The 12,960-nt window shown below is 67.5% G+C and carries 9 protein-coding genes and 1 tRNA gene; 8 read left to right on the top strand and 2 right to left on the bottom strand.

Features of this window, described 5'->3' with window-relative positions; genetic code table 11:
• The first annotated feature begins 854 nt into the window (after positions 1–854).
• The 8 genes from dnaN (at position 855) to ABCR94_RS03960 (ending at position 10,721) form a co-directional block, all read left to right on the top strand.
• Positions 855–1,985 carry a DNA polymerase III subunit beta gene (dnaN, locus tag ABCR94_RS03995; protein WP_347117564.1) on the top strand — a complete coding sequence of 377 codons (1,131 nt, stop codon included), beginning with the start codon at positions 855–857 and terminating at the stop codon, positions 1,983–1,985.
• Positions 1,986–2,108: 123 nt separating this feature from the next.
• Positions 2,109–2,984, top strand: coding sequence for a phosphogluconate dehydrogenase (NAD(+)-dependent, decarboxylating) (gene gnd / locus ABCR94_RS03990; RefSeq protein ID WP_347117563.1), 876 nt, complete (start codon positions 2,109–2,111; stop codon positions 2,982–2,984).
• Between the two features lie 30 nt (positions 2,985–3,014).
• Entirely contained in the window at positions 3,015–4,145 is a 1,131-nt protein-coding gene (gene recF / locus ABCR94_RS03985; RefSeq protein WP_347117562.1) for a DNA replication/repair protein RecF, read from the top strand.
• Positions 4,146–4,312: 167 nt separating this feature from the next.
• Positions 4,313–4,849 carry a DciA family protein gene (locus ABCR94_RS03980; protein ID WP_347117561.1) on the top strand — a complete coding sequence of 179 codons (537 nt, stop codon included), beginning with the start codon at positions 4,313–4,315 and terminating at the stop codon, positions 4,847–4,849.
• Between the two features lie 269 nt (positions 4,850–5,118).
• Positions 5,119–7,188, top strand: a complete 2,070-nt coding sequence (gene gyrB / locus ABCR94_RS03975) for a DNA topoisomerase (ATP-hydrolyzing) subunit B (RefSeq protein WP_347117560.1) — start codon at positions 5,119–5,121, stop codon at positions 7,186–7,188.
• A gap of 49 nt (positions 7,189–7,237) precedes the next feature.
• Positions 7,238–9,865: a DNA gyrase subunit A gene (gene gyrA, locus ABCR94_RS03970; protein WP_347117559.1), complete on the top strand. Its 2,628-nt coding sequence runs from the start codon at positions 7,238–7,240 to the stop codon at positions 9,863–9,865.
• Between the two features lie 93 nt (positions 9,866–9,958).
• On the top strand, positions 9,959–10,585 hold the full coding sequence (locus ABCR94_RS03965; RefSeq protein ID WP_347117558.1) for a DUF3566 domain-containing protein: 627 nt from the start codon (positions 9,959–9,961) through the stop codon (positions 10,583–10,585).
• 62 nt (positions 10,586–10,647) lie between these two features.
• Positions 10,648–10,721: transfer RNA gene (locus tag ABCR94_RS03960), tRNA-Ile, on the top strand.
• Between the two features lie 198 nt (positions 10,722–10,919).
• Here ABCR94_RS03960 and ABCR94_RS03955 read toward each other — a convergent pair.
• Entirely contained in the window at positions 10,920–11,723 is an 804-nt protein-coding gene (locus tag ABCR94_RS03955) for a protein-L-isoaspartate O-methyltransferase family protein (protein ID WP_347117557.1), read from the bottom strand.
• A gap of 344 nt (positions 11,724–12,067) precedes the next feature.
• Complete coding sequence (locus ABCR94_RS03950; RefSeq protein ID WP_347117555.1) at positions 12,068–12,796, bottom strand: helix-turn-helix domain-containing protein; 729 nt, start codon at positions 12,794–12,796, stop codon at positions 12,068–12,070.
• Between the last annotated feature and the right edge of the window lie 164 nt (positions 12,797–12,960).

Below are 12,960 nucleotides of genomic sequence, written 5' to 3'. Positions count from 1 at the left end.
CCGTCTGGGGCCCTTCTGAAGGCGTTCTGGGGCCCTTGTGAGCGCGTTCCGGGGTGCTCGGGCGGCATCCCGCGGCCTCGCGAAGGGGGCCCGTCGACGTCCCGGACGGCCTCGCTGTTCGAATACGGTCCCCAGGGACCCACTTCTCCACAGATCAGGGCAGGATGTTCCGTCCACACCCTGGGGACTGCGAAGTTGTCCAGAATGAGTCCACAGGCCCGATAGCTGAGACTTCATCACCCCAGGTCAACTGCCTGTGGATTTGTGGTCAACCTTCCTCCACAGCCTGTGGATAGTTTTTCTGTCCACAGGCGAAGATCATCGTTGTCCACCGGCGGCCCACAGGCGGAGCCGCGTTTTGCACAGCTTCTCCACAGCCCTGTCCACTGTTCGGCAACGAAACGCCCACCGTCACCGGGTCGAGTGAAAGCCGTCACACCAAGGGGGTCGGTTGGGCTGTGGGGAACCGGGGTAAAGCTGGGGACGACGCTGGGGAGAACTACCCCCAGCCTGTGCATGGACTGTGCAGAACTTTCGGGCGTCCACAGAAAGCCCAAGTTGTCCACCGTCGCCGCCCACAGGGCCGGTGGACAAAAAAGTGGGTCTGACCTGCGAAAACGGGGTTATCCACGGTTTCCACAGGCCCTACTACTACTCCCACCTAGAGTTAGCTGAGAAATAGCTTGGAAGAAGGGCCTGTGCACAACTCGGGCCCTGAGCCTCCAGCGGCTCTCGTCGCGACTTGACCCCATGCCGCACCGACTGTCGGTGCGGTAGGTCAGACTGGTCCCCGGCAACACAGCCAGACAACGACGGCCAGCAGGGCGAGCCAGCAACAGCAGGAGGCGGTTCCGGTGAAGATCCGGGTGGAGCGCGATGTACTTGCGGAGGCAGTGGCCTGGACGGCTCGCAGCCTCCCGGCCCGTCCGCCGGTGCCCGTCCTCGCGGGCCTTCTGCTGAAGGCCGAGGAGGGCGTTCTGAGCCTCTCTGGCTTCGACTACGAGGTCTCGGCACGGGTCTCGGTGGACGCGGACGTGGAGGAGGACGGCATCGTTCTCGTCTCCGGCCGACTGCTCGCCGACATCTGCCGTGCCCTTCCCAACCGGCCGGTGGAGATTTCCACAGACGGTGTACGGGCGACGGTGGTCTGTGGATCCTCGCGATTCACGCTGCACACCCTCCCCGTCGAGGAGTACCCGGCACTGCCCCAGATGCCGACCGCCACCGGCACTGTGCCCGGTGAGGTCTTCGCATCCGCCGCGGCCCAGGTGGCCATCGCGGCCGGCCGTGACGACACGCTGCCGGTGCTCACCGGTGTGCGCATCGAGATCGAGGGCGACAGGGTCACCCTGGCCTCCACCGACCGCTACCGCTTCGCGGTCCGCGAGTTCATGTGGAAGCCGGAGGACCCGGAGGCCTCCGCCGTCGCGCTGGTGCCCGCCAAGACGCTGCTCGACACCGCCAAGTCGCTGACCAGCGGTGACACGGTCACCATCGCGCTCTCCGGCTCGGGTGCCGGTGAGGGCCTGATCGGCTTCGAGGGCGCGGGACGGCGTACGACCACGCGACTGCTCGAAGGCGACCTGCCGAAGTACCGGACGCTCTTCCCGACCGAGTTCAACTCGATCGCGATCATCGAGACGCCCGCGTTCGTCGAGGCCGTCAAGCGTGTGGCCCTGGTCGCCGAGCGGAACACTCCGGTGCGGCTCAGCTTCGAGCAGGGTGTGCTGATCCTGGAAGCGGGATCGAGCGACGACGCACAGGCTGTGGAGCGCGTCGACGCCAATCTCGACGGCGACGACATCTCGATCGCCTTCAACCCGACATTCCTGCTGGACGGCCTGAGCGCGATCGACTCGCCGGTCGCCCAGCTCTCCTTCACGACGTCCACCAAGCCCGCGCTGCTCAGCGGCAAGCCGGCCATGGATGCCGAGGCGGACGAGGCGTACAAGTACCTGATCATGCCGGTGCGGCTCTCGGGCTGATCGCACGGTTCGGGCTCGGCGCCGCGACGGCTCCGGGTCCGCCTACGCCCGGCGGTCCCTGTCAGGGGCCGGGCGTAGGCTCGGACCCGGGTACGAATCGGCACAACGCTTAAGGAAAATCTGATGGAGCTCGGTCTCGTCGGTCTCGGCAAGATGGGCGGCAACATGCGTGAGCGCATCCGCCGCGCAGGCCACACGGTCATCGGCTACGACCGGAACCCGGACGTTGCCGATGTCCACAGCCTCGAAGAGCTTGTGGGCAGGCTCAAGGGCCCGCGGGTGGTGTGGGTGATGGTTCCGGCCGGCGCCGCGACCCAGTCCACGATCGACGAGCTGTCCGAGCTGCTCTCCCCGGGCGATGTCGTCGTCGACGGCGGCAACTCGCGCTGGACGGACGACGAGAAGCACGGTGTGGAGCTCGGCCTCAAGGACATCGGGTTCGTCGACTGCGGCGTCTCCGGCGGTGTCTGGGGCCTGGAGAATGGCTACGCGCTGATGTACGGCGGCGCTGCCGAGGATGTCGCGAAGGTGCAGCCCGTCCTCGACGCGCTCAAGCCCGAGGGCAAGTTCGGTTCGGTGCACGCCGGCAAGGTCGGCGCCGGGCACTTCGCCAAGATGGTTCACAACGGCATCGAGTACGCCATGATGCAGGCCTACGCCGAGGGCTGGGAGCTGCTGGAAGCGGTCGACTCGGTCACCGACGTGCGCGAGGTCTTCCGTTCCTGGCAGGAGGGCACGGTCATCCGTTCCTGGCTGCTGGACCTGGCGGTCAACGCGCTGGACGGCGACGAGCACCTGGACAAGCTCCGTGGCTTCGCCGCCGACTCCGGTGAGGGCCGCTGGACGGTCGAGGCCGCGATCGACAACGCGGTGCCGCTGCCCGCGATCACCGCTTCGCTCTTCGCGCGCTTCGCGTCGCGCCAGGGCGACTCCCCGCAGATGAAGATGATCGCCGCCCTGCGCAACCAGTTCGGCGGGCACGCGGTCGAGTCCAAGTAGTTCAGAGCTGGGGAAGGTCGGCGTACACCCATGCATGTCACGCATCTGTCGCTGGCCGACTTTCGCTCGTACGCCCGGGTCGAGGTGCCTCTCGATCCGGGCGTCACCGCTTTTGTGGGTGCGAACGGCCAGGGCAAGACAAATCTCGTCGAGGCGGTCGGCTATCTGGCGACGCTCGGCAGCCATCGGGTCGCATCCGATACCCCGCTGGTGCGGATGGGCGCGGAGCGCGCCGTCATCCGGGCCGCAGTCACGCAGGGCGAGCGGCAGCAGCTGGTGGAGCTTGAGCTGAACCCGGGCCGGGCGAACCGGGCCAGGATCAACAGGTCCTCGCAGGTCAAGCCCCGTGATGTGTTGGGGATCGTACGTACGGTGCTGTTCGCGCCGGAAGATTTGGCGCTGGTCAAGGGGGATCCCGGCGAGCGTCGGCGCTTCCTCGACGAGCTGATCACGGCACGCTCGCCGCGCATGGCGGGGGTTCGGTCGGACTACGAGCGGGTGCTGAAGCAACGCAACACGCTCCTGAAGTCGGCCGCGATGGCCCGCAGGCACGGCGGCCGTTCGATGGATCTGTCGACGCTCGATGTGTGGGACCAGCATCTGGGTCAGGTCGGCGCGGAGCTGCTGGCGCAGCGGCTTGACCTGATCGCGACGCTGCAGCCGATGGCGGACAAGGCGTACGAGCAGGTGGCGCCCGGGGGCGGTCCGGTGGGGCTTGATTACCGGAGTTCGCTGGGCGAGGGCGTGGTGGCGGGGCAGTCGCGCGAGGAGCTGTTCGAGCAGGTGCTCGCGGCGCTCGTGGGCGCCAGGAAGCAGGAGATTGAGCGTGGTGTGACGCTGGTCGGCCCGCACCGGGACGACCTGGTGCTCAAGCTGGGGCAGCTGCCGGCCAAGGGTTACGCGAGCCATGGTGAGTCCTGGTCGATCGCGCTGGCGTTGCGGCTGGCTTCGTACGACCTTCTGCGGGCCGAGGGGAATGAGCCGGTGCTGGTGCTCGACGATGTCTTCGCGGAGCTGGACGTACGGCGGCGGGAGCGGCTGGCCGAGTTGGTGGCGCCGGGTGAGCAGGTGCTGGTGACGGCGGCGGTGGACGACGATGTGCCGGGCGTGCTGGCGGGCAAGCGGTATGTGGTGTCCGACGGCGAGGTGGCGCCCGCATGAGCCCCATGAGCCCCTTGAGCGGGTCCGGTGGGCCGGACGAGCTGCCCCAGGCCCCTCAGAGGTCTCAAGGGCCTCAGCGATCTCAAGGATCCCGGCGACCTCAGGGATCGCAAGGGACGCCGGGGTCACCGGTGACCTCGGGGGAGAAATCGCCGAAGACATCCCAAATGCCTGATTCCTCCGCATTGCCGAAGGGCCCCGAACCCTCGGGCGTCGACCTCGCGCGGGTCGCGTTGCGCGCAGCCAAGGAGCAGGCACGCGCGCGTGGCGCGGCCGTGCAGCAGAAGAAGCAGGCGAAGCGCGGCGGTCTGCGCTCGGGCGCGCGGGCCGACGGGCGTGATCCGCTGGCGCTGGGCGCGGCGATCAACCGGCTCATCACGGAGCGCGGCTGGGAGGCGCCCGCCGCCGTCGGCGGGGTGATGGGGCGGTGGCCGCAGATCGTCGGGGACGACGTGGCGAAGCACTGTGTGCCGACGCGGTACGACGACGGGGACGCCGAGCGGGTGCTGACGGTGCAGTGCGATTCGACGGCCTGGGCGACCCAGTTGCGGTTGCTGGCACCGCAGTTGGTGGCGCGGCTCAATGCGGACCTCGGGCAGGGCGCGGTGAAGTTGATCAAGGTGATGGGGCCGGCCGGTCCGCCGCGCCGTTTCGGTCCGCTGCGCGCGCCCGGCAGCAAGGGGCCCGGGGACACGTACGGCTGAGAAGTGGGTGTACGTGTGAGGTGTCCCTCACGGTAGTGGGAGGTTGACAGCCCGAAGCGCTGGATGCCCGCGTGAGCCGCTTGGAGCCCCTTCCCGAATATGGGGAGTCGGACGGAGGCGGTTCAGGACGGCACATGGGGACTCAGGCACCGGCAAACCCCCATGAGTGTCTGCGGTACCGGTAGACTGGTAGACAATCCCGCCCGCGTGCGGGACACGTCGACTACACAGAACGATGCAGCCGGTCCCGCGCGTGGCGGAGTCGGCTTGTGCTGTGCCAGAAAGGGCGCTTCGTGGCCGATTCCGGCAACCCCAACGAGACCATTCCGTCCACTGCCGGCGGGGGCGGCGAGGCAGCCGTCTCGGCCGCCTATGACGCCAGCGCGATCACCGTCCTTGAGGGCCTGGACGCGGTCCGCAAGCGGCCCGGTATGTACATCGGCACGACCGGTGAGCGCGGGCTCCATCACCTCGTCCAGGAGGTCGTCGACAACTCGGTCGACGAGGCCCTGGCCGGGCACGCCGACCTGATCGACGTCACGGTCCTGCCTGACGGCGGCGTGCGCGTCATCGACAACGGCCGCGGCATCCCCGTGGACATCGTGCCCTCCGAGGGCAAGCCGGCCATCGAAGTCGTGATGACCGTCCTGCACGCGGGCGGCAAGTTCGGCGGTGGCGGCTACGCCGTCTCCGGCGGGCTGCACGGCGTCGGCGTGTCCGTCGTCAACGCACTGTCGACCAAGGTCGCGGTCGAGGTCAGCCGCGACGGCTACCGCTGGACGCAGGACTACAAGCTGGGCGTGCCGACGGCGCCCCTGGTGCGCAACGAGGCCACGGACCGGTCGGGTACGACCGTCACCTTCTGGGCCGACGCGGACATCTTTGAGACGACCGAGTACTCCTTCGAGACGCTGTCACGGCGCTTCCAGGAGATGGCCTTCCTCAACAAGGGCCTGACGATCAAGCTCACGGACGAGCGTGAGTCGGCCAAGGCCGTTGTCGGCGCCGACACGGCCGAGGCGGTCCCGGCCGAGGAGCAGGTGCTCACCGTCTCGTACCACTACCCCGGCGGCATCGTCGACTTCGTGAAGTACCTCAACTCCCGCAAGGGTGATGTCATTCACCCGACGGTGATCGACATCGAGGCCGAGGACAAGGAGCGCACGCTCTCGGCCGAGATCGCGATGCAGTGGAACTCGCAGTACAGCGAGGGTGTGTACTCCTTCGCGAACACCATCCACACGCATGAGGGTGGTGCGCACGAGGAGGGCTTCAGGGCCGCGCTGACGGGGCTGGTGAACCGCTACGCGCGCGAGAAGAAGCACCTGCGCGAGAAGGACGACAACCTCGCGGGTGAGGACATTCGCGAGGGTCTGACGGCCATCATCTCGGTGAAGCTGGGCGAGCCGCAGTTCGAGGGCCAGACGAAGACCAAGCTGGGCAACACGGAGGCGAAGACCTTCGTGCAGAAGGTCGTGCACGAGCAGCTCACGGACTGGTTCGACCGCCACCCGAACGAGGCCGCGGACATCATCCGCAAGTCGATCCAGGCCGCCACGGCGCGCGTCGCGGCCCGCAAGGCGCGGGACCTGACGCGTCGTAAGGGGCTGCTGGAGTCGGCTTCCCTGCCGGGCAAGCTGAGCGACTGCCAGTCGAACGACCCGACGATGTGCGAGATCTTCATCGTCGAGGGCGACTCGGCCGGTGGCAGCGCGAAGTCCGGTCGTAACCCGATGTACCAGGCGATCCTGCCGATTCGCGGCAAGATCCTCAACGTCGAGAAGGCGCGGCTCGACAAGATCCTGCAGAACACCGAGGTGCAGGCGCTGATCTCGGCGTTCGGCACGGGTGTGCACGAGGACTTCGACATCGAGAAGCTCCGCTATCACAAGATCATCCTGATGGCGGACGCCGATGTCGACGGCCAGCACATCAACACGCTGCTGCTGACGTTCCTCTTCCGCTTCATGCGACCGCTGGTCGAGGCGGGGCACGTGTACCTCTCGCGCCCTCCGCTGTTCAAGATCAAGTGGGGTCGGGACGACTTCGAGTACGCGTACTCGGACCGTGAGCGCGACGCGCTGGTCGAGCTGGGCAAGCAGAACGGCAAGCGGATCAAGGACGACTCCATCCAGCGCTTCAAGGGCCTGGGTGAGATGAACGCCGAGGAGCTGCGCATCACCACGATGGACGTCGACTACCGGGTGCTCGGCCAGGTCACGCTGGACGACGCGGCGCAGGCCGACGATCTGTTCTCGGTGCTGATGGGTGAGGACGTCGAGGCGCGGCGCTCGTTCATCCAGCGCAACGCCAAGGACGTCCGCTTTCTCGACATCTGAGTCGGCCGTGCAAGCCACCAGCCGCAGCTCGAAAGGACTTTGACCAGCAATGGCCGACGAGAACACCCCTGTGACCCCTGTGACGCCCGAAGAGCCGCCCGTTGCCGTTGGCATGCGGGTGGAGCCCGTGGGGCTTGAGACGGAGATGCAGCGCTCGTACCTCGACTACGCGATGTCCGTCATCGTGTCGCGTGCGCTGCCGGATGTACGGGACGGTCTCAAGCCCGTACACCGCCGTGTGCTGTACGCGATGTACGACGGCGGGTACCGCCCCGAGAAGGGCTTCTACAAGTGCGCCCGTGTCGTCGGTGACGTCATGGGTACGTACCACCCGCACGGCGACTCCTCGATCTACGACGCCCTGGTGCGCCTCGCGCAGCACTGGTCGATGCGCATGCCGCTGGTGGACTCCAACGGCAACTTCGGTTCCCCGGGCAATGACCCGGCCGCCGCCATGCGGTACACCGAGTGCAAGATGATGCCGCTGTCCATGGAGATGGTCCGCGACATCGACGAGGACACCGTCGATCTCCAGGACAACTACGACGGCCGTAACCAGGAGCCGACGGTCCTGCCGGCGCGCTTCCCGAACCTGCTGGTCAACGGCTCGGCGGGCATCGCGGTCGGCATGGCCACCAACATCCCGCCGCACAACCTGCGGGAGGTGGCGGCCGGCGCGCAGTGGTACCTGGAGCACCCGGAGGCCTCGCACGAGGAGCTGCTTGACGCGCTTCTTGAGCGCATCAAGGGCCCCGACTTCCCGACCGGTGCGCTGGTCGTGGGCCGCAAGGGCATCGAGGAGGCGTACCGGACGGGCCGCGGGTCGATCACGATGCGCGCCGTTGTCGCGGTCGAGGAGATCCAGAACCGCCAGTGCCTGGTGGTCACGGAGCTGCCGTACCAGACGAATCCGGACAATCTCGCGCAGAAGATCGCCGACCTGGTGAAGGATGCCAAGGTCGGCGGCATCGCTGACGTCCGTGACGAGACGTCATCGCGCACGGGCCAGCGCCTGGTCGTCGTGCTCAAGCGCGACGCCGTCGCCAAGGTCGTGCTGAACAACCTCTACAAGCACACCGACCTTCAGACGAACTTCGGCGCGAACATGCTGGCGCTCGTCGACGGTGTGCCGCGCACGCTGTCGATCGACGCGTTCATCCGGCACTGGGTGACGCACCAGATCGAGGTCATCGTCCGGCGGACGAAGTTCCGGCTGCGCAAGGCGGAGGAGCGGGCGCACATTCTGCGCGGTCTGCTCAAGGCGCTGGACGCGATCGACGACGTCATCGCGCTGATCCGGCGCAGCCAGACGGTCGATGTGGCGCGCGAGGGCCTGATGGGCCTGCTGTCGATCGACGAGATCCAGGCGAACGCGATCCTGGAGATGCAGCTGCGCCGACTGGCCGCCCTGGAGCGCCAGAAGATCGTCGCGGAGCACGACGAGCTGCAGTCGAAGATCAACGAGTACAACGCGATCCTCGCGTCGCCGGAGCGGCAGCGGCAGATCATCAGCGAGGAGCTCGCGGCGATCGTCGACAAGTTCGGCGACGACCGGCGCTCGAAGCTGGTGCCCTTCGACGGTGACATGTCCATCGAGGACCTGATCGCCGAGGAGGACATCGTCGTCACCATTTCGCGTGGCGGCTATGTGAAGCGTACGAAGACGGACGACTACCGCTCGCAGAAGCGCGGCGGCAAGGGCGTGCGCGGTACGAAGCTCAAGGAAGACGACATCGTCGACCACTTCTTCGTATCGACGACGCACCACTGGCTGCTGTTCTTCACGAACAAGGGCCGGGTCTACCGGGCGAAGGCCTACGAGCTGCCGGACGCGGGCCGCGACGCGCGCGGTCAGCACGTGGCGAACCTGCTGGCCTTCCAGCCGGACGAGCAGATCGCGCAGATCCTGGCGATCAGGGACTACTCCGCGACGCCGTATCTGATCCTGGCCACCAAGGGTGGTCTGGTGAAGAAGACGCCGCTGCGGGACTACGACTCGCCTCGTGCGGGCGGTGTCATCGCGATCAATCTGCGGGAGACCGCGGACGGCAGCGACGACGAGTTGATCGGTGCGGAACTGGTCTCCTCCGAGGACGATCTGCTGCTGGTCAGCAGGAAGGCGCAGTCGATCCGCTTCACCGCGACCGACGACGCGCTGCGGCCGATGGGGCGTGCGACTTCGGGCGTCAAGGGCATGAGTTTCCGTGAGGGCGACGAACTGCTCTCGATGAATGTCGTGCGAGCAGGTACTTTCGTCTTCACTGCCACCGACGGTGGGTACGCGAAGCGGACTCCCGTCGATGAGTACCGGGTCCAGGGTCGCGGTGGTCTGGGTATCAAGGCCGCCAAGATCGTGGAGGACCGGGGCTCGCTGGTCGGCGCGCTGGTGGTCGAGGAGACGGATGAAATCCTCGCCATCACCCTGGGCGGTGGCGTGATTCGTACGCGAGTCAACGAAGTCAGGGAGACGGGCCGTGACACCATGGGCGTCCAACTGATCAACCTGGGCAAGCGTGATGCCGTCGTCGGTATCGCGCGCAACGCCGAAGCCGGTCGCGAGGCCGAGGAGGTCGACGGTCCCGATGGGGCGGTCGACGATGCGGTCGAGGGCGATGCGGTCGAGTCTGCCGATGCCGTCGAGGGCGCCCAGCCCTCGGCCGGGGAGCACGAGGAGTAAGACGTGAGTGGACCCACGGGCGCCGGAGCGGCCGCTTCCGGAGCTGGAGCACCTGGTGCCCGTGGCTCTGCCGCGGACTCCCAAGGGGGGACTGTGACGGACACCAGAGGGCCTCAGCCCCAGCAGTACGACGCGTACGCGAACGGGCCGTTGCCCAGTGAGCGTGAGCAGTCGGGGCAGGGGCAGTCGCAGCCCTACCACCCGCCCCAGGCGTACGCCACGCCACAGGGCGCCGAGAAGCCCGGCGGTACGCAGGCCGGGCAGCAGCGCGCAGGGCAGGCCGGCCCGTCCGGTCAGCAGGCGGCCGCAGCGGTACGTCTGCCGCGCACGGGCGCGCGTACGACGCCGCGCACCCGCAAGGCACGGCTGCGGGTGGCCAAGGCCGACCCGTGGTCGGTGATGAAGGTCAGCTTCCTGCTGTCCATTGCGCTGGGCATCTGCACGGTGGTCGCGGCGGCGGTGCTGTGGATGGTGATGGACGCGATGGGCGTCTTTTCCACGGTGGGCGGGACGATCAGCGAGGCCACGGGCTCGAACGAGAGCAATGGCTTCGACCTGCAGTCCTTCCTGTCGCTTCCGCGCGTTCTGATCTTCACATCGGTCATCGCGATGATCGACGTAGTGCTGGCGACCGCGCTCGCGACGCTCGGTGCCTTCATCTACAACCTGTCGGCCGGCTTCGTCGGCGGCGTCGAGCTGACGCTTGCGGAAGACGAGTAGGAACCGGTCGGAATCCGATTTTGGACCTGCCCCTGAGGTGCGCTAATCTTCAGGGGCAGCGCGGGGCTATAGCTCAGTTGGTTAGAGCGCATCCCTGATAAGGATGAGGCCACAGGTTCAAATCCTGTTAGCCCCACCGCGAAGACCGTAAGGTCAGAGGCCCGGTAGATCCAAGGATCTGCCGGGCCTTCTACATGTCTTGATCTTGAGAGTCCGGTACTAGTCCGTAACTTGCTCGGAACTCCCCCTGTGGCCAGGTTCACTCAGGGTCGCTCGGGCGGACGCACGCGCGGCCGTCGGCCTGGACGTCGAGCGGCCCCCGACTGGCATCGCCCTAGGCGGAGACGATGACCCGTCCCGGGTGCGCCAGCCGCACCTCCTGACCGCGGGGTGTCACCGTCAGGCCGAACACATCGGACTCCGGGCTGCCCAAGGCGGCGTACTCCTGGTACGCCTTCTCGACGTCGGACCATAGATCGCGCTCGCCGTACTGCCGCGCCTGCTCATCTGGCTCGCAGTACGCGCCCGATCCGGCGCCGTCCATGAGCCACACCTCGGCTTTGGCGCCCAGCTCGCGGTGCACCATCGAGACGCCCGGCATTCGGGCGCCGGCGTAGATGGCGAACCCGAGGGTAAGCAGCCGGCGGGGGTCGAGTGTGGTGTCGATCGCCCTCGCCTTGCCCTTCACCGGTGGTCCGTCCGGGGTGCGGTGGGATCGCATCGGCATGTACGACGCACCGCCCCGGATCGGCCCGGAAGCGCTGCCGTCGTCCTGGACCGTGAGTTGGACCAGGGCGCCGCTCCAGAAGTCGCGGGCCAGCGGGGCGACGATGATGCCGCCCCGGCGGACCTGCTTGACGAGGTTGTGCGGGATGTTCCGCAGGGCGCACGTTGCGATGAGGTGGTCGAATGGTGCCGCTTCCGGCCAGCCTCTCTCACCGTCTCCGTGCCGCAGCTGCGGCATGTAGCCGGTCGCATGCAGGTTCGCGGCCGCCAACTCGGCGAGCGCCTGGTCGAGCTCGATGCTGTAGACGTTCTCCTCGCCGAGCCGCTCGGACAGCAATGCTGCGACGTACCCGGAGGCGGTGCCGATCTCCAGGACCCGGGCGCCTCGCTCGACCTCCAGGAGACCGAGCATCTTGGGTGGGCGGTACCCCGAGCCACCCGCCGCGGCCCCGGCATCCCGCGACGGGTGACCGCCATGTCTCGGTCGTCTGGGGCGGCACGAGGGCGTAGATCCGGGTGAAGGGGTCGGCGATGACAGGGCCGTCGAGTTCCGCAGCAAGATACGCGGCGACAGCCGACCAGTCGTCACTGCCGGCAGCGGCGTTCACGACCTCGGTGGGCATCCGGACGACATCGAACCGGCGACCGAGCGGCAGTATCGCGATGCAGCCCATGTCGCGGTTCGCCCACTGCGCATGCGCGGTTGGTGCCGCACGGCCGCAGTTGCTGCCCGAAGCAACAGCACCCCCCACAACGTCAGGTCTTCCGGACTGCAGCGGAACCCTGGCTCGATCTGGTGAGCGCGCGCGAGTGCGACACGCTCGGCGTCCGCCAGCCGGCCTTGCTTGGTGAGCACCCACGACAAGGTCGATGCGGCCAGGGTTTCGAGATCCGGATCGTCGCACCGTCGGATCGCGAGTCCATAGCGGTAAACGCGGCATCCTCTTTGCCCAGCGCCGCGAGGGTGGTGGCCGCAACCTGATAGGCGACGGCGAGCACGGAGTTCGCTGCTGCCGCTTCGCTGCCGGTGTAGGCGTGAGCTGCCGTCCGCGCGTCGCGGATGAGTTGTGGAAGCAGGACTCCGATCTCGCCCATGCGGCCGTCGCGGCGAATGCTCTCGGTTGAAAGCAGCGAGGCCCGAAGCTCGACGATGCTTGGCGGGTCGTCAAGGTCCGTGTCGCCGCCCAAGGGATCAGCCACCGGCGACACGGCCTGCCGCAGCGCGAGCACGGAGGGCCGGCCGTCCTCCGATGCGTTGACCTCGAAGGTGGTTGGCTGTCCGACGATGTAGCTCGGCTCGGTGTCGAGAGCCCGAGCTATCGCGTTGATGCTGGCCAGGCGTGCTGTCTTTCGTCTGCCCTGTTCAAGCTTGCGGATCACGTCGACCGACAGGCCTGCGGCCGACGCCAGGCTCTCCTGAGTCATGTTCCGTCGCAGCCGCAGTTCTGCGATGCGGTCGCCAAGGCTCGCTTCGGATGCGTTCACCGCTACCCCCGCCAGAGAGTTGTACGTCCACGGTACTGCGGCGGGAATAGAGCGGGCCCTGAACGCACGAAAGGCCCCCCGCCCTCCCCGAAGGGAGAACAGGGGCATACGACTTGCTGGGCCAGGGGGCAGGCTCGTAAGTGACGGTCGTGCCCGTGAGCGTG

The sequence above is a fragment of the Streptomyces changchenzhani genome, from assembly GCF_039766235.1.
GTDB lineage: Bacteria > Actinomycetota > Actinomycetes > Streptomycetales > Streptomycetaceae > Streptomyces.
Note: the sequence above shows the minus strand (reverse complement) of the source record. Positions and strands in the feature narration are given on the sequence as shown.